Genomic DNA, 14,930 nt, shown 5'->3' with positions numbered 1-14,930 from the left:
CCGTATTATCAAGGATGAACAATGAAATCGATTTTTAATACTCTAGATATTCTTCTGGGGCATCTTGCTGCAGGGATTATGACCTTCTTGCTTTATCTTAGCCTAGGTTCTATCACCGTATTTTGTTTGGTTGCCATTCCTTTCGAATTTTTAGAGGAAAGTAATAGCATCAGCGAGTTGGATGCTATGGAGTTAGGTCTGTTCATCTTGTTGGCTGGCGTAATTTGGCGTTTTTATCGTCGAAGCTCTCAATTGCAGTGGAGCTGGTGGCAGAAGCTGCGGCGCTTTGTATATGCCGTTTCAAGTATGGTTCTGCTTATTTCGTTCATAGAACTCGTTGCTGTATGGGGGGAAGTTATGGATAAAGGACGATTAGAAATTGAGTTTTTTAATAGTTATGAGGAAGTTGGAAATTATGTCTCAAGCCTGCTTATCATTTTAGCCATTTATGCCTCAGCACCTTTACCAAAGCTATGGTCCAAGAAAAGTGCAGCAGAGAAAGCTGATGAGCAATCAGTTAGACCATCTGAAAATGTATCTGAATCAATATCTTCCCCATTTGTGCCAGAGGCGCAGGGGCAACCTGAAGTTATAACACCTTCTTCTGTTTCTATTGAAGTTAAAACGATTCCAACTACAGCTCCAGTCGAGGGAAAGTTATGAAGGTGATGTTTACTAGCTTGATTTGTATCTGCTTAATCGTCAGTGCTTCGTTGCAGGCAAAAGAAGCTCCATTTAATGGTAATGATGCTGAGTTTTTGCAAAACGCATGTCGCGATGTTGTAGAGATTTTTGATCGTAAAGGTCAGCCTGGTTCGTATGCAGCCTTACATACCTCTATGGCTGAAGCTATGCGAGCTGGTTACTGTATTGGTGTATTGCAGCAGTATAGTCAGCAATCACACCGTTGTTATTCCTCTAAGTACCAAAGAAGTAACTGGTTTGATATGGCTAAAGCTATCGCAAGCTTCTCTATTGGGCAGGAAGAGTTCCATCGAATTCAGGTAAGTACTTTGTTAGAGAAGGCATATTGCAATGGCTAGCGGAATAACCGTACCTGAGGCGATACGTCAGCTATTTGATATCGATGTCGCAAGCCAAAGTCAGTTGCTTAAAACCAAGGCAGATTCGCTTGTCCGAAATAAGCTAATCAAAGTTGAAACCGAACAAAAAGTACAGCGGAAGGCTAAGTACTTAGCGCCTGGCCAAATGACAGTGTTATTTAATGCGCTGCTGCTCAATGCCGTGTTTCATGATCCTAAGGATGTGAAGCGTATCTTTGAGGATAATGCTTATCGGCAAGAGTGCGCTAAAGCGGTAAAGGTTATGTTTGGAGAAAGTAACTCTCTGATGGGAATAGCCATAAGTAATGGATTGGCCTCTAAGTTTGCAGGTGCTTTGGCTGGCAGTTTCGATTTATATAAGGACAAGTTACCCAATCCTTTTACCATGTTGCCCCAGCTAGCTTTGGGAAAAAACTTAAACTTACTGCATGCCTTATTAGCGCAATCAGCAGCTATGGCGCCCGCCGATAATATGCTGTTAGCATATTTACAAGGTGATTTTGATAAGGCTGCTCAGATGGCATCTATGATGTGTTCTGACAATGAAGCGGTAAATCAATTGAAGCGGCATGTAGAAAAAGAGGTAAGAGAGGCCGTCGAATTTGATGATTTGCTAGATAAATTCAAAAATATGTAATTTTTTAATTTAAAGGCTTGTTAGTGCATTGCACTAGGTGATTCTGCGTTTGTCCTCAACAAACGGAGCTAGCTAAATGACAAGTATAAGTGAAATGGTCATCAATTTTCATATGACCGAAACCTGTAATTACCGCTGCGGATATTGTTATGCCACTTGGGAAAGCAATGATTCGCAAGCGGAGTTACATCACTCATCTGGAGATATTCAATCTCTGCTTATAAAGCTTGCCGATTACTTTTTTTCTGAAAATCCAATACGCAAAGCGTTGGGGTATACATCGGTCAGAATTAATTTTGCTGGTGGAGAACCTGTGATGCTTGGTGGGCGCTTTATTAGTGCTTTACTGTTGGCTAAGTCACTCGGATTTCGCACCTCAATTATTACCAATGGCCATCTTCTATCAGCCAAAATGATGGATCGTATTGGTCCGCATTTGGATATGCTGGGCTTGAGTTTTGATACTGCAGATTTTTTATTAGCTCAGAGTATTGGGCGAGTAGATCGTAAAAGTGCCTGGCTATCACCGTCTCGAGTCATTGAGATTGTGGCTGTGTATAGAACCCTAAACCGTAATGGCAAGGTTAAAATCAATACGGTCGTCAACGCTTTTAACTGGCGTGAAGATATGTCTCATGCCATAGAGCAAATACAGCCAGATAAATGGAAGCTTCTACGGGTGCTGCCAGTTTACTCCCATCAACTAACTATTTCATCGGCCCAGTATTGTGCCTACATTGAAAGGCATAAGGGTTTTTCAGAGATAGTCTCTCTAGAAGATAACCAGGATATGTGGCAGTCCTATCTGATGCTGAATCCTGAAGGTCGTTTCTATCAAAATTCGGATGCGTGCCAAGGAGTGGTGCAAAGCCCTGCGGTATTGGATGTGGGCGTTGAGAGCGCTATTGCACATGTTGACTTCAATGCTGAGTCTTTTGTAAGACGCTATCAATCCAATGGGTCAGCGACCACTACGGCTTAATAAATCCCAATAAAGGAGTTCGCTTTCCCCTTTGAGATTGTGTGGTGACGGGCCCTTTTGGAGTTGCTCTATGAAGAAATACAGTAATGATAAAAATATTAATGTTTTGGTGCATCAACTGCTACAGAGTGGAGTGTGGCACATACGGCGAGGGCGTCATCCCGTGTTGACTGCCCCTAGTGGTAAAAGGCTTACCGTTCCCAGTACGCCAAGTGATCGCAGGGCCTTTTTTGAACTTTAAACTCGATGTTCGCCGATTGCAGGGGCTTTGATTTTAGATGTTGAAGCCCCTGGGTAATCGATAACACATTAATTTTTAGGAGAAAAAATATGTCTAATAATAATCACAAGGCTAACCAAAGCAATTCGAATAAGGGCACATCAGGTACTAATCCTGCTTACCAGAAATCGCAGGATAATCGCAGTAATCAGTTGAACCCTAACAACCCTAACTACAATGGCAAAAAATAAGGAGATTTGTATGCCAGATACATCTGAAATGTCGCAAGATGAGTTAGATACTTGGTCAGATATTAACAATCCCAACAATGACGCAGATATGGATGATTGGGCTGATGCCCATAACCCCAATAATGATGCTTACTTGGGCGATGATTAACCAGTAAGTATTTAATTAATCTTAAGTTAAGTTTCTTAAAAAGGTGTGGCATTGCTACACCTTTTTTATCCTGGTACTACCGAAATCGAATCTTAGTACTTTAGTTTAAATAACTTTGTCTCATCCTTTTAGCCCCTTAAAATATTCCTTAAGTGCTTTTTGCTCTGGGCTTGGGTATACCCTAGGGGAATAAAAACATCCTTTTTTACGTGTTGTATTATCCTGTATTTGCATTATTTTTTCTTTCTCTGCCTGTGAACCAAACTCTCTGTTGTAAAAAGGTGTAGGGTAAATTGGGGTGTATACATGAAATTGTAAATGTTGGCTTGCTGTGTCTTTGTAGTAATGATCAAGTGCTGATTGAATAAGAAGTAGAGCATCTGAGCCTTCATATTTGACAATGTAGAACTTGCACATTTCTAACTCAACTCGGTACTGGCTGACAATGTCAATAACCTTATTATCAAGTTGATTTGATTTCAGGCTACTTAACTCAATTAAACTTAAGTAAGCAGTGAGTGCCATTTTAAGGTCTGTATTCTTGATTTTCATATAAAATCGATTATCAAAGAACCAAACAAAGTGATTGAGCAGTGCATTAACTCGCACGGCTAGTTTTCCCTCTTTGGTTTTTGCACCTGTCGAGCGTCCTCCATGTAATTTGCATCGCCCATTAACCTTGTTGCCAAAGCGTTGACATGGTTTTCCACTTCTAGTTTTAGCCCCGCATTTAGGCAGGTTTGCTAAGTTAAATTTAGCCATAATCGCTCCTTATTTTTTGGATCACTTCATTAGTTGTTGTTCGATATTTTTCGGTTCATGGGCTTTGTTTTGCATTTCTGCCAATCGACTTAAAGTTAAAGCATGCAAGAGATCCACTTCTCCCCCTGAAGCACAAGGTTGAGGTTGTTTTAGTTTGTTTTTGATTTATTAAATGAAGCCCGGTAAGTGGATCACTATTGAGACTATTCGTATATAAATTTTCCGGTTTAAGGAGTGCTGCACTGGCGAAAAACAACCATTGATATAGATCCATTACGTGTTAGTGATCCACTACCATTGAGAGGCGTTAAATCAACCTGAGAGTAAATTTTTTGTTTCCTTATATTGATAAATTCTTGGATGATTTTTTGTTAAGTGATTTAAGCTGGTTGCCCTTGAGCTTATACATTCTTCGAGTTGTAAGGCGTGGGACTGGATGTTGAACCAACTATATTTTGCAGATTTATGTGTTTTGGTGCAGTGAGAACCTTTAGAAGCCTGAGCTGCTTAAAATGACTGCTGATGTTGTTTCTTAGCGAAGGTAATCTTGGGATCAACCAGCATGAAGTCATTCGTGGGATCAAAGGTTTTGGCTGCTTGTAGCTTATTGCTTATAAAGCCTTTAGCTTTACCGTTCAGCTCTTTAGTGTGTTCCTTAGCTAAATAGCTTGAACGGTAAATAGCATGTTTTAGAGAGGCTTTGTTGCCTCTAAATACAATGCAGTATGGATTATCGACTTTTGCCACAGTACCGCCAGAGTGCTTTTCCCACATTGCTTTAATGAGTGATTGCAAGCGTTCTGAGTGCTTAATCTTATGTGCACTGAGCATGAGGGCAAGATGGTAGTGTTCGCGATCAGAAGTGTTTTGCTCTCTGGCGCAATGATAAATAACTTTGCTTTTGTATTGGTTGGTTAAGGTTGTTGTTAGTTGTTTTAAGAATCGCTTGATGGCTTGGTTATCTGCTGAGTAGTGCTTTGGATGTAGATCGATTCTAACAACGAATACTCGGCTGTAATGGCTAAGCATAATTTCGTAATCAGAGATAATGGTGTTGATTACGCTGTTTTTAAAGCATTTCTGTTGAGGCTTGAAAATACTGTAAGCATGGTTCTTGTAGGCAAACAAGATGGAGTTGTGCTTGGCTATAAAGAATGGCTTACGGTGTTTAGTTTTACATTTATTCTTAGGCATTGTCATTTTCTAGTTGTTTGACATCTGTTTAGTTTGCAGGGGATATATTATTTAATATCCGCCGTAATACATTGTCGGTTTGAGGCTGAATTATGCTGTACGTAAGGGGTTGACGGCTTTTTAGCTTGTTATGCAGTGTGTTATTCATGATTCAAAGTGTGTCATCGCCCTTGATAAAAAAGCAGGCCTAAACCTGCTTTATTGGTTACTTGTTAGAGAGCCACTGATCAATATCCTTAAACCGCCAAAATGAGCGACCGCTCTGAATTAGTACTGGTGGAGGAAACTGTCTAGACTTGATCCACCGACCTAAGGTTGAACGACTTATCCCCAAAAGTCTTTGCAGCTCTGGTTTTTTCACTAGTCGATTCTCGTCTAAGTACTGTGCTAGGTAGTCTTTTGTAATGTGGGTCATTTTAACTAACCCTTAATTGATAGATTGACGAGAGGCGACCCATTCATTGAGCTCAGATAGTAACCAACCTACAGAGGTACTTTGCGGATAGAGTTGTCTACGTTTCGGAAATAACCCTTTACGTTCAAGTGACCATGCAGTGGTTCTTGAAATAGCAGTGATGGTTTTACGTTCTGCCTCACGAACTATGCGGTCCGGTGCGGTGGTTTTTGATGTATTAGCTGATGTGGTCATGGGTCACTCCCGTTTAAGTTTGTTCGGGAGTGATTTTGGCTTGTTACTCAGTAAAGCAAAGTCGCTCTACTGAGCAGAGGTATCTAAAAAATTAGTTAATTATATGTTTTTAATCATTTAAATATTTAAATGCTTTTTGATTCTCTGGGGTTTAAATGCTGTTTTTAACTCAACGATGATTCTTTCCAAACTCGGTTTTGGGGTAGGGATAGCGTTTTTTGGTTGTTTCATTGGTTTAAGCCATTTCATGATTGAGTTGTATTCAGGGGTGCGATTAGTGAACTGCAACAAGGCTGGAATGGCCTTGTTATTACCTTGGATTGAAAAATCAGCCAATCTTTTTTGAATGGCCTCCGCCAGCATTTTTTTGGGTGCGGCACATAAATTTTCATCTTGGTAAATATGGCGAGCCATTTCATTGACTAAGGTTTTAACGTTTTCTGATTTTTGCGCTTTCGACTTGCCACCGCTTTGTGGTTTAGTCACGCTAGTATTATAACCAGAGTTGGTATATCTATCAGTCAGGGCGAGATCGCGAACATAATTTGAGCTATTAGGGTGATATTCGCTCAAATAGCTGGACGGGCCATATTGGCTGTGATCTTATACTCTCTTTTGTGGAGAGCCCTATGAACTCCGGTGCATTTCAACAGTTCTTTAGTTCCTTAGAAGATCCTCGTCAGTCAGCCAAAGTCGAGCATCTATTTACTGATATTTTATTCCTCGTGGTTTGTGCCTCAATAGCTGGGGCACAAGGTTGGGAAGATATCGAAGATTTTGGCGATCTCCACTTTAACTGGTTTGCCAAAAAAGGACTTTTTAAGAATGGGTTACCTGTTCATGACACTATTGCTCGAGTCATATCGAGAATAGATAGCGAGCAGTTTCAGTATTGCTTTATCGACTGGATGAAGTCTGTTGCTGAGTTATCCGACGGTCAGCTTATTGCGATAGATGGTAAACGGCTATGTGGTTCATATAATCGCGAGAACAGACTGTCAGCCATCCACATGGTAAATGCCTTCGCAACAGAAAATAACGTCGTGCTTGGGCAAGTTAAAACCGAAAGTAAGTCGAATGAAATTACCGCCATTCCCGCATTACTGGCGCTGTTGGATATAAAAGGTTGTCTGATATCAATAGATGCCATGGGATGTCAGACAGATATCGCCGAACAAATTATTGAGCGGGGTGGAGATTATTTACTTGCCGTAAAAGGTAATCAAAAAACACTGCATAATGCCGTTCGTAAGGCGCTTGGCAGCGAGATTGACGAAGAAGTGCTTTGCTTAGAGAAGCAGCACGGACGTAACGAAGCTAGAGCCTATTGTGTAATGGACGCAGGCAGCTTAGCCGACGCTTTCCCTGAATGGAAAGGGCTTAAAAGTATTGGTGTTGCGTTAAGCTATCGTCGAACGAAAAGCGGCAATGAATCCCTTGAGTACCGTTATTACATCAGTTCAGCCAAACTGAGTAAGGCTCGTTTTGCCAATGCAGTACGCAGCCACTGGGCGGTTGAAAATAGCCTGCATTGGGTATTGGACGCGTCGATGAAGGAAGACCAATGTCAAATATATAGAGGCAATGCGGCGGAGGTATTGTCCGGAGCAAGGAAGATAGCGTTGAATATGCTCCGAGCGGAAACAACTCGAAAAATCAGTATCCCACGCAAACAGAAGCGTGCACACGGCAGCACTGATTATCTGGAGCAGGTACTAACAGCAGGCTTAAAGACGTTGGGTGATATTTAAGCATTCATGCTCTCACCCTGATCTATCAGTGAGAGCGAAAGAGTCATTGCTACCTGTGGAATAACCAACCATGGTAGCTGTCTCTATCAGCTGATCCACGATTTTATAGATTGGTTCATTTTTAGGTGTGTTTGGTAGTAGGCCTAATAACTGTTTGGCTTGATACATGAAGATATCTGAATTTTCAATCACAAGGCAGAGCTGGGAAGGCTTCTCCTTAGTACTGAACTCGGCATATAAATCGTTATTTTTAGCTTTTATAGATCTAGCTCGCTCATTAATTAGCTTGATTTTCTCAAGACCAGGAGCTTCCTTTTGGCTGGCTTCTTCAAAGCAGCCGTTACTAATATCATTCTTCGTAATTCCCAAAAGTTGAAGTTGTTCAGGCACCATTTCAGGCAAGATCATTTTACTGATGTCATTGATTCGGAATTTTTTATCTGTTTCTGGAAGACTCATTTAGCAACCTTTAATAAAAATTTATGCGTTTTTCATTGGAAGAAAAGGTATTACATTTTCTTGATTGTCGATTATTGGACTGAGTAGGTGGGCTAATTTATTTAATGCCTCTTTACGCTCCTGTAGATAGTCATGTTGATTGTAAACTCCTTCAATGCCTCTTAGTTTGTGATTGAGGCAGCGCTCAGCAATATGAGGGAGTACTTTTAATTCAGCTAACAAACTGCGACAGGTTCGACGTAAGTCATGCACGGTGAAATGCTCGATGCCAGCTTGTCCTAGTAAGTTGTCATAGGGTTGTTTGTGACTATCAACCTTTTTTCCGAAGAGCTTTGCCAAGGCATGGTTAAGTGTATCGCTGGAGATATGACCATGACGTTTACTTGTGCGGCGTGATGGAAACACAAACTCGGAACCACCAGCTCGTGCATGAAGTTCTTGAAACCAGTCGATAGTTGGAGCTGGTAGAGGGATAGTTATCGCTACACCAGTTTTACTTCGCTCTTTTGGCATATGCCAAAGCTGCTTTTCAAAATCAAACTCACTCCATTTGGCAGCAATCAGTTCTCCTTTACGTACCCCTAGAGCAAGCAATAGAGCGACTGCTAGATAGTTGTCTCTGGTAAAGATTTGACTGTTATCTCTTAATACTTTGAAAAGGCTAACAAGCTCAGGCAATTTTAGAGCTCTATCTCTGCTCTTTTCGACTCCACCAGCATCGATGGGTTTAAATGGTGTAGCAGGATTACCAGCTATGAGGTCTAACTTACAGGCATGATTGAAGAGCTGTTTACAGCACAGTAGGGTCTTGTTGGAAACCGTTGGGCGGTTACTGGTAGCGACTTTATGAATGATAGCTCTGATATCTCGTGCATTTACATCAGCAATCCGCAATTGACCGATAGTCGGCTTAATATCTTTCGTGTACATGCGCATTGGAATTTCGGGATGTTTCAAGCGAGCACTAATGGTTTGGTACCAATCGTCAAATAGATCATTAACGGTAACAATCGTTTCCTCTTGTTGACGCTCTCGTTCAGCCAGGACATCGACACCTTGTTTGACTAGTAACTTGACCTTTGCAGCTTCCGCTCTAGCCTCAACTAGTGGCATGGCCGGATAAATGCCACCTTCTAACATCATAGAGCGTCGCTTACCGTTAATGCTGTATCGGACCTCCCAATATGCGACGCCCTCAGTTTGTACTCTGATATACAATCCATCCCCAATAGCTTTACGCCCCAGCTCTTTGCTTTTTAAAAAAGATTTTATCTGCTTATCATTCATTGGCTTAAGTCCAAATTGGTGACTAACTTATTTTAAAGTGGTGACTAATCAATTTAGTCACCACTTTAGTCCCACTTTTTATCAAACAATAGCAAACAATGACGAACCTGTAAAAACAAAAAAATCCGTAATAACCTGTGTTATAACGGATTTTCTTACTTGCTGGTACAGTCTAAAACATCATTCCACGTTTTGGATCTGCTCGCGCATCTGCTCGATGAGTACTTTTAGCTCGACGGCTGCGGCGGTGACCTCGCTACTGATAGATTTAGAGGCGAGGGTGTTAGATTCACGGTTGAATTCTTGCATCATGAAGTCGAGTCTGCGACCCTGAGCGCCGCCTTTTTTAAGGATGCGACGCGTTTCGGCCACGTGGGCGTCGAGTCGGTCCATCTCTTCGGCGACGTCCATTTTCTGGGCGAGGAGTACCATTTCTTGTTCTATACGAGCGGGATCGAGCTCGCCCTGAATTTCGCTTAAACGATTGGTGATTTTATCGCGCTGCCATTGCATAACGCTTGGCATGTGTTCACGCACGATAGCGACTTGTTCGACAATTTGATCAAGGCGAGTTTGTAGCATGGTGTTGATGGCATCACCTTCACGACCGCGTGCTTCGATAAACTGCGCAACGGCATCATCGAATGCAACTAATAACTCTTTACTGATAGCGTCCATATCTTGCTCGCTACCCGACATCACTCCTGGCCAACGTAGTACGTCGACGACGTTGATTTCGCCTTGACCGGCCTCTTGCTTTACCCAGTTAGCGGCTTGAATAATTTGCGCTGCTAAGGCTTGGTTGAGTTGCAAGTCGCTGTCTTTATTTTCACCTAGGTCATAGCGTAGATTAACTTCGATTTTACCGCGATTTAAACGTTTGCGCAGACGGTCTCTTAGCACAGGCTCTAGGCTGCGAAGTTGCTCTGGTAGGCGTAGGTAGGTTTCTAGATAACGCTGATTAACCGAGCGGATCTCCCAAGAGGCGGTGCCCCATTGTGCTTTGTGCTCGATGCGAGCGTAGGCTGTCATGCTTTGGATCATGGTTATTCCAATAGTTTAAATCGATAAAGTTAGCCTCGATTATAGTCCGATGACCTCATGGGTTAAAGTAAACTCTGTCTGTTTCGGGTTTTGGTCGTGAATATCATGGCATCCGTCGTCTCAAGCCCCTATAATATGCAGCCAATTTAGCTTTTCATATTTCAAAACAGGAATTTCCTATGCGCCCAAGTGACAGAACGCCCGCTCAATCTCGTCCAGTAACTATTACTCGACAGTTTACCGCTCACGCAGAAGGTTCTGTTTTGGTTGAATTTGGTGAAACCAAAGTACTTTGTACAGCCAGCTTCACCGAAGGCGTGCCGCGTTTTCTAAAAGGCCAAGGCCAAGGTTGGGTAACGGCTGAATACGGTATGTTGCCACGTTCTACTCATAGCCGTATGGATCGTGAAGCGGCCCGTGGTAAGCAATCTGGTCGTACGCAGGAGATCCAGCGTCTTATTGGTCGCGCACTACGTGCTGCGGTTGATATGAAAGCACTTGGCGAGAACACCATAGTTATCGATTGTGACGTGATTCAGGCCGATGGTGGCACGCGTACCGCTGCTATCACTGGTGCATGTGTGGCATTGGTTGACGCGCTGAACTGGGCTCGTGGTAAAGGGATCATTAAGAGCAATCCGCTTAAGTTCCTTATCGCAGCGGTTAGCGTGGGCATCTATAAAGGTGAGCCAATTTGTGACCTTGAATATATCGAAGATAGTGCCGCTGAAACCGACATGAACGTGGTAATGACCGAAACGGGCAAGATCATTGAGATCCAAGGCACCGCAGAAGGCGAGCCGTTTAGCCACGAAGAGTTGCTCAATCTACTTGAACTGGCCAAGCACGGTATTCGTGAAATCGTCGATGTGCAGAAAGCCGCATTGAGCTAAATCATTCGTTTGTTATTAGGGCCCCGAAGGGGTCCTTTTTTTGAGTAAAATTTTACACATTATACGTTACCCTACATTTTTAAGGAGAGATTGTGAAAGCCTATCAACGTGAGTTTATTGAGTTTGCCCTTGAGCGTCAGGTATTACGATTTGGCGAATTTACGTTAAAGTCAGGCCGCACTAGCCCTTACTTTTTTAATGCGGGCCTTTTTAACACAGGCCGTGATTTAGCGCGTCTTGGACGTTTTTATGCATCGGCGCTGATGGATGCTGGCATCGAATATGATCTGCTGTTTGGCCCTGCATACAAAGGCATCCCGATTGCCACGACAACTGCGGTAGCACTTTGTGATCATCATAATGTCGATATGCCGTATTGCTTTAACCGCAAAGAGAAAAAAGATCACGGCGAAGGTGGGTCGTTAGTGGGCAGTGAGCTGACGGGCAAGGTGATGTTGGTCGATGATGTGATCACAGCAGGTACAGCGATCCGTGAGTCGATGGATATTATTCAGGCTCATGATGCTAGTTTAGCGGGCGTCTTGATTGCGCTCGATCGCCAAGAAAAAGGCAAGGGTGAGTTGTCGGCGATCCAAGAAGTGGAACGTGACTATGGCTGCGCGGTGATCGCGATTATTAAGCTTGCTGACTTAGTTGATTATTTAAGTGAAAAGCCAGGCATGGAAACCGAGTTGGCCGCGGTGAGTGCTTATCGCGCCCAGTACGGGATTTAAGCGATAACGTAAAGAGTTAGTGCGCTCGAGAGCTCAGGTTAAAGCTGTATGTTAGCTCTCGGTTAAAAAAGGCAAAATCTTAATATAAGATTTTGCTTTTTGTTTTTTTTACTCTCTAGTAAAAGGTTGCAGCATTTTGCTTTTCATCATTACCGCATTCTATGGATTAATCTTAATTGCAAACGGTGCTTACAGTGCAACGGATATTATCATCACAGACCATCTCGGTGGGTTCACAAGTTTGGCTACCTGAGAAACTAATGGGGACACCGAGGGACGCCCCAAGCTGGATCAATGATGGCAGATATATCTTGGTAGCTGATTGCATTAAGTTTTTAAACTGATGTGTACTTTGTGGAATAGGCGTCCCATCAGCAAAAACTGCAACGCCATCGTAAGTGATTTTAACCTCGAAATTAGTCCCTATTTTGACCAAAGAAATATTTACTCTAGATAATGTACCATCAGGAAATTTAACATAAAAAGTATTACTACTTGGCAGGATATGACTAAATGGGCCGATTGAAAGGTTTAAGTTTCTGGCTTGAATTTCGAGGAGAGATAAAGTTCTGTTAATCGTTGTTTGTCTGTTTAAATATTGATTGATGTAGTCAGCAATAGTTACAGTCACTGCGGGGTTCATTACTATATCTGCAGTGCTTGGGATAATAAAATCATCTGGTAACTCTTCTGCAGAGTTATAAAGGTTTTCCCCGTTGGGTCCTAGCTGGATTATTGCATTTTCATAGGCTCTTTCTAACTCTATAGTTGCGGCCGTTTTAGGTTGTAGCTCAGATACATTGAATATTCTCGGAATATTAGTATCTGGATGTTCTTCTCCTTCACGTTGAATAATTTTGAATTCATTAACCGTTCGGTTGATATAATTAAAAACAAATACCCTGTCATTATTATTAAGCATAGGAATTTGCGTTGCGGCTAACCCTTGTTGGGCGATACCACAATCATTACAGGTGGTATAGGTTATCCTTGCGTAAGCATTAGACATAGTAATAAAGCTAGTTAGTATTACGAAAACAAGTAACGTGAGAGTGTGTTTCATGTTTATATCTTCCTTGACTAGGGTATAAATCCTTAATTATAGATAACCCGCATTGCATGATATTTGAGCAGTAATTTTTGAAAAGTAAGATAGTCAATTAGTGAAGTCAAGATTTTGTTGCTTAAATGTTGCGGCCGAGGCCGCAGCATGAGTAGTTTGATAAGCTTTATTGATGTAGAAATTCGGCGCGGGTGGCTGGGTTAGATTTAAAAATACCGCCCAGTGCCGTAGTGGTGGTGGAGCTGGTGGAGTCCATTACACCACGTGACTTAACGCAGTAGTGCACCGCGTCCATCTTTACTGCCACATCTTGGGTCTCAAGTAGCGTTTGCAGTGCTACGAGTACCTGCTGGGTTAGGCGTTCTTGCACTTGGGGGCGCTGAGCAAAGAAGCGTACGATACGGTTGATTTTCGATAAGCCAATAATGTTTTTGCGTGGCAGGTAGGCCACGGTCGCGACGCCGTCTATGGTCACTAAGTGATGCTCGCAGGTACTGGTGAGGCTGATATCCTTCACCTTAACCATCTCATCAAACCCCATTTTATTTTCGATAACAGTGATCTTGGGGAAGTTAGCATAGTCGAGACCAGAGAAAATCTCGTCAACATACATCTTGGCAATGCGTTTTGGGGTGTCGACTAAGCTGTCGTCACGTAAATCCAGAGACATTAAGGTTAAGATCTCACGCATATGGTGTTCTATCTTTTCTTTGCGCTCATTGGCGCTGAGTCCACAAGGTACCATGGGGGTCTCTAACCCCCGCGCTAATAATGCGGTTTGCACCTGTTGTGCTGCTTCACTTAATGCCATTGGATCCTCCACCATATTGATAGTGGTTAGTTCAATTGCGGTAAATTATCAATAATATGAATATTTTGCCGCTTCAAAGTAATGATTATAGATCGCCTATCTAGTTAAAGGCTAATAGGCGGGCAAGGAGAATACCCTGAATGACGGCCAATTTATACCCAGAAACCGTAGGGGAATAGCAAAAAAGCCGATGTTGATAATCGGCTTTTTAATTCGGAGCTGAGGGATGAAGCGGATTGAACCATCAAATGCTTAGGTGATAGACATGCTACAGCGGCATAGGATGTTGCTAACCGCCATCAGCTTTGTCTCGGTTAGCTTTGTAGTAATTGCAGCTGAATAAAGTTCCACTGTTCGACAAAATGTGTGGTGGGTTTTTGCTTAAAATCGCTGCGAACAAACTGGGCGATGCGGCCTTCAGCAACGGCTAATAATAAGTTAGCCAAAATGGCTTCGTCTAACTGAAAGCCTTTGCCTTCGCGCAGGGTCTTTTCGCGTAAAATCTGTTTTAAGTGGGTTTCGACTTTTGAAAATATTTGGCTGGTGCGGCTGCGTAGACGCTCATTTTCGCCAAGCAGTGCATCGCCATTGAGTACGCGTGAGATGCCAGGGTTACGCTCGGCGAAGACCAGTAGCAGCTGCAGTAATAGCTGGCAGCGCTTCATGGTGTCTTTTTCATCGTCCATGATCAGATTGATGCGCGACAATAATGACTCTTCAATAAAGTCGATAAGCCCTTCAAACATTCTGGCTTTACTGGGAAAGTGACGATACAGCGCCGCTTCTGACACGCCCACTTCTGCGGCGAGTTTAGCCGTGGTGATACGTTGGCCCGGGCTGGTTTCTAACATGGTGGCGAGGCATTGCAGAATGTGTTCACGACGATTGATTTTAGGGCTTGCAGCCATTTAAGTTTCCTTTACTCAATTACTACAGGAGCCGATGGTATAAGTTAATCACCATGGCTCTCTAATTATACTT

At 42.7% G+C, this 14,930-nt stretch carries 20 protein-coding genes; 9 read left to right on the top strand and 11 right to left on the bottom strand.

Annotated elements, in window-relative coordinates; all coding sequences use genetic code 11:
• The first annotated feature begins 21 nt into the window (after nt 1–21).
• The 6 genes from AC5YBZ_RS15940 to AC5YBZ_RS15915 all read left to right on the top strand — a co-directional run bounded on the left by AC5YBZ_RS15940 (nt 22) and on the right by AC5YBZ_RS15915 (nt 3,302).
• Nucleotides 22–663 carry a hypothetical protein gene (locus tag AC5YBZ_RS15940; protein WP_119978579.1) on the top strand — a complete coding sequence of 214 codons (642 nt, stop codon included), beginning with the start codon at nt 22–24 and terminating at the stop codon, nt 661–663.
• The gene (locus tag AC5YBZ_RS15935) at nt 660–1,043 is read left to right on the top strand and encodes a hypothetical protein (protein ID WP_119978580.1); all 384 of its coding nucleotides are present in this window, start codon (nt 660–662) and stop codon (nt 1,041–1,043) included. Before AC5YBZ_RS15940 ends, AC5YBZ_RS15935 begins: the two co-directional genes overlap by 4 nt.
• The gene (locus AC5YBZ_RS15930; protein WP_494524030.1) at nt 1,036–1,701 is read left to right on the top strand and encodes a hypothetical protein; all 666 of its coding nucleotides are present in this window, start codon (nt 1,036–1,038) and stop codon (nt 1,699–1,701) included. Before AC5YBZ_RS15935 ends, AC5YBZ_RS15930 begins: the two co-directional genes overlap by 8 nt.
• A 76-nt stretch (nt 1,702–1,777) precedes the next feature.
• Nucleotides 1,778–2,683, top strand: a complete 906-nt coding sequence (locus tag AC5YBZ_RS15925) for a viperin family antiviral radical SAM protein (protein WP_494524029.1) — start codon at nt 1,778–1,780, stop codon at nt 2,681–2,683.
• Nucleotides 2,684–3,013: 330 nt separating this feature from the next.
• Nucleotides 3,014–3,154 carry an alpha-amylase gene (locus tag AC5YBZ_RS15920; protein ID WP_119978584.1) on the top strand — a complete coding sequence of 47 codons (141 nt, stop codon included), beginning with the start codon at nt 3,014–3,016 and terminating at the stop codon, nt 3,152–3,154.
• A gap of 10 nt (nt 3,155–3,164) precedes the next feature.
• Nucleotides 3,165–3,302 (top strand): hypothetical protein, encoded by a 138-nt coding sequence (locus AC5YBZ_RS15915; RefSeq protein ID WP_162924190.1) that lies wholly within the window; start codon nt 3,165–3,167, stop codon nt 3,300–3,302.
• Nucleotides 3,303–3,422: 120 nt separating this feature from the next.
• On the opposite strand, the gene AC5YBZ_RS15910 is transcribed toward AC5YBZ_RS15915, so the two are convergent.
• The 5 genes from AC5YBZ_RS15910 to AC5YBZ_RS15890 form a co-directional block, all read right to left on the bottom strand.
• Nucleotides 3,423–4,064, bottom strand: a complete 642-nt coding sequence (locus AC5YBZ_RS15910) for an HGGxSTG domain-containing protein (protein ID WP_494524028.1) — start codon at nt 4,062–4,064, stop codon at nt 3,423–3,425.
• Nucleotides 4,065–4,571: 507 nt separating this feature from the next.
• Complete coding sequence (locus AC5YBZ_RS15905; protein ID WP_494543178.1) at nt 4,572–5,258, bottom strand: YagK/YfjJ domain-containing protein; 687 nt, start codon at nt 5,256–5,258, stop codon at nt 4,572–4,574.
• 205 nt (nt 5,259–5,463) lie between these two features.
• A complete protein-coding gene (locus AC5YBZ_RS15900; protein ID WP_494524026.1) occupies nt 5,464–5,673 on the bottom strand; it encodes a helix-turn-helix transcriptional regulator in 210 nt (69 codons plus the stop codon).
• A 12-nt stretch (nt 5,674–5,685) separates the two neighbouring features.
• Nucleotides 5,686–5,907: a helix-turn-helix transcriptional regulator gene (locus AC5YBZ_RS15895; RefSeq protein ID WP_119978588.1), complete on the bottom strand. Its 222-nt coding sequence runs from the start codon at nt 5,905–5,907 to the stop codon at nt 5,686–5,688.
• Between the two features lie 117 nt (nt 5,908–6,024).
• Nucleotides 6,025–6,480, bottom strand: coding sequence for a hypothetical protein (locus tag AC5YBZ_RS15890; RefSeq protein WP_494543177.1), 456 nt, complete (start codon nt 6,478–6,480; stop codon nt 6,025–6,027).
• Nucleotides 6,481–6,536: 56 nt separating this feature from the next.
• Here AC5YBZ_RS15890 and AC5YBZ_RS15885 point away from each other — a divergent pair, with 56 nt between their 5' ends.
• Nucleotides 6,537–7,658 (top strand): ISAs1 family transposase, encoded by a 1,122-nt coding sequence (locus AC5YBZ_RS15885; protein WP_096035922.1) that lies wholly within the window; start codon nt 6,537–6,539, stop codon nt 7,656–7,658.
• Nucleotides 7,659–7,670: 12 nt separating this feature from the next.
• Here AC5YBZ_RS15885 and AC5YBZ_RS15880 read toward each other — a convergent pair whose 3' ends face one another.
• The 3 genes from AC5YBZ_RS15880 to AC5YBZ_RS15870 form a co-directional block, all read right to left on the bottom strand.
• Nucleotides 7,671–8,117 (bottom strand): hypothetical protein, encoded by a 447-nt coding sequence (locus tag AC5YBZ_RS15880; protein WP_494543176.1) that lies wholly within the window; start codon nt 8,115–8,117, stop codon nt 7,671–7,673.
• Nucleotides 8,118–8,138: 21 nt separating this feature from the next.
• Nucleotides 8,139–9,404 carry a tyrosine-type recombinase/integrase gene (locus AC5YBZ_RS15875; protein ID WP_475515073.1) on the bottom strand — a complete coding sequence of 422 codons (1,266 nt, stop codon included), beginning with the start codon at nt 9,402–9,404 and terminating at the stop codon, nt 8,139–8,141.
• Nucleotides 9,405–9,584: 180 nt separating this feature from the next.
• Complete coding sequence (locus tag AC5YBZ_RS15870; RefSeq protein WP_475515072.1) at nt 9,585–10,448, bottom strand: YicC/YloC family endoribonuclease; 864 nt, start codon at nt 10,446–10,448, stop codon at nt 9,585–9,587.
• Between the two features lie 179 nt (nt 10,449–10,627).
• Between AC5YBZ_RS15870 and rph the strand changes: the two genes are divergently transcribed.
• Both rph and pyrE read left to right on the top strand, forming a co-directional pair.
• A complete protein-coding gene (rph, locus tag AC5YBZ_RS15865) occupies nt 10,628–11,341 on the top strand; it encodes a ribonuclease PH (protein WP_494520719.1) in 714 nt (237 codons plus the stop codon).
• A 92-nt stretch (nt 11,342–11,433) separates the two neighbouring features.
• A complete protein-coding gene (pyrE, locus tag AC5YBZ_RS15860; RefSeq protein ID WP_475515071.1) occupies nt 11,434–12,075 on the top strand; it encodes an orotate phosphoribosyltransferase in 642 nt (213 codons plus the stop codon).
• Between the two features lie 172 nt (nt 12,076–12,247).
• On the opposite strand, the gene AC5YBZ_RS15855 is transcribed toward pyrE, so the two are convergent.
• The 3 genes from AC5YBZ_RS15855 to slmA all read right to left on the bottom strand — a co-directional run bounded on the left by AC5YBZ_RS15855 (nt 12,248) and on the right by slmA (nt 14,857).
• Complete coding sequence (locus AC5YBZ_RS15855) at nt 12,248–13,138, bottom strand: hypothetical protein (protein ID WP_494520720.1); 891 nt, start codon at nt 13,136–13,138, stop codon at nt 12,248–12,250.
• Nucleotides 13,139–13,304: 166 nt separating this feature from the next.
• Nucleotides 13,305–13,949, bottom strand: a complete 645-nt coding sequence (gene folE, locus AC5YBZ_RS15850) for a GTP cyclohydrolase I FolE (RefSeq protein ID WP_110457582.1) — start codon at nt 13,947–13,949, stop codon at nt 13,305–13,307.
• Nucleotides 13,950–14,263: 314 nt separating this feature from the next.
• Nucleotides 14,264–14,857, bottom strand: a complete 594-nt coding sequence (slmA, locus tag AC5YBZ_RS15845) for a nucleoid occlusion factor SlmA (protein ID WP_110457581.1) — start codon at nt 14,855–14,857, stop codon at nt 14,264–14,266.
• Nucleotides 14,858–14,930: the final 73 nt, after the last annotated feature.

This window comes from Shewanella sp. 553 (genome assembly GCF_059338375.1).
The sequence above is the reverse complement of the archived record's forward strand: the minus strand, read 5'-3'. Positions and strand labels throughout refer to the sequence as shown.

Excerpts from the sequence above, each read along its gene's own strand:
- AC5YBZ_RS15875 (WP_475515073.1), bottom strand. The coding sequence starts at position 9,404 with ATGAATGATAAGCAGATAAAATCTTTTTTAAAAAGCAAAGAGCTGGGG.
- AC5YBZ_RS15930 (WP_494524030.1), top strand. The coding sequence starts at position 1,036 with ATGGCTAGCGGAATAACCGTACCTGAGGCGATACGTCAGCTATTTGAT.
- AC5YBZ_RS15940 (WP_119978579.1), top strand. The coding sequence starts at position 22 with ATGAAATCGATTTTTAATACTCTAGATATTCTTCTGGGGCATCTTGCT.
- AC5YBZ_RS15855 (WP_494520720.1), bottom strand. The coding sequence starts at position 13,138 with ATGAAACACACTCTCACGTTACTTGTTTTCGTAATACTAACTAGCTTT.
- AC5YBZ_RS15900 (WP_494524026.1), bottom strand. The coding sequence starts at position 5,673 with ATGACCCACATTACAAAAGACTACCTAGCACAGTACTTAGACGAGAAT.
- AC5YBZ_RS15895 (WP_119978588.1), bottom strand. The coding sequence starts at position 5,907 with ATGACCACATCAGCTAATACATCAAAAACCACCGCACCGGACCGCATA.
- AC5YBZ_RS15885 (WP_096035922.1), top strand. The coding sequence starts at position 6,537 with ATGAACTCCGGTGCATTTCAACAGTTCTTTAGTTCCTTAGAAGATCCT.
- folE (WP_110457582.1), bottom strand. The coding sequence starts at position 13,949 with ATGGCATTAAGTGAAGCAGCACAACAGGTGCAAACCGCATTATTAGCG.
- AC5YBZ_RS15915 (WP_162924190.1), top strand. The coding sequence starts at position 3,165 with ATGCCAGATACATCTGAAATGTCGCAAGATGAGTTAGATACTTGGTCA.
- slmA (WP_110457581.1), bottom strand. The coding sequence starts at position 14,857 with ATGGCTGCAAGCCCTAAAATCAATCGTCGTGAACACATTCTGCAATGC.
- AC5YBZ_RS15870 (WP_475515072.1), bottom strand. The coding sequence starts at position 10,448 with ATGATCCAAAGCATGACAGCCTACGCTCGCATCGAGCACAAAGCACAA.
- AC5YBZ_RS15935 (WP_119978580.1), top strand. The coding sequence starts at position 660 with ATGAAGGTGATGTTTACTAGCTTGATTTGTATCTGCTTAATCGTCAGT.
- rph (WP_494520719.1), top strand. The coding sequence starts at position 10,628 with ATGCGCCCAAGTGACAGAACGCCCGCTCAATCTCGTCCAGTAACTATT.
- AC5YBZ_RS15905 (WP_494543178.1), bottom strand. The coding sequence starts at position 5,258 with ATGCCTAAGAATAAATGTAAAACTAAACACCGTAAGCCATTCTTTATA.
- AC5YBZ_RS15880 (WP_494543176.1), bottom strand. The coding sequence starts at position 8,117 with ATGAGTCTTCCAGAAACAGATAAAAAATTCCGAATCAATGACATCAGT.
- AC5YBZ_RS15925 (WP_494524029.1), top strand. The coding sequence starts at position 1,778 with ATGACAAGTATAAGTGAAATGGTCATCAATTTTCATATGACCGAAACC.
- AC5YBZ_RS15910 (WP_494524028.1), bottom strand. The coding sequence starts at position 4,064 with ATGGCTAAATTTAACTTAGCAAACCTGCCTAAATGCGGGGCTAAAACT.
- AC5YBZ_RS15920 (WP_119978584.1), top strand. The coding sequence starts at position 3,014 with ATGTCTAATAATAATCACAAGGCTAACCAAAGCAATTCGAATAAGGGC.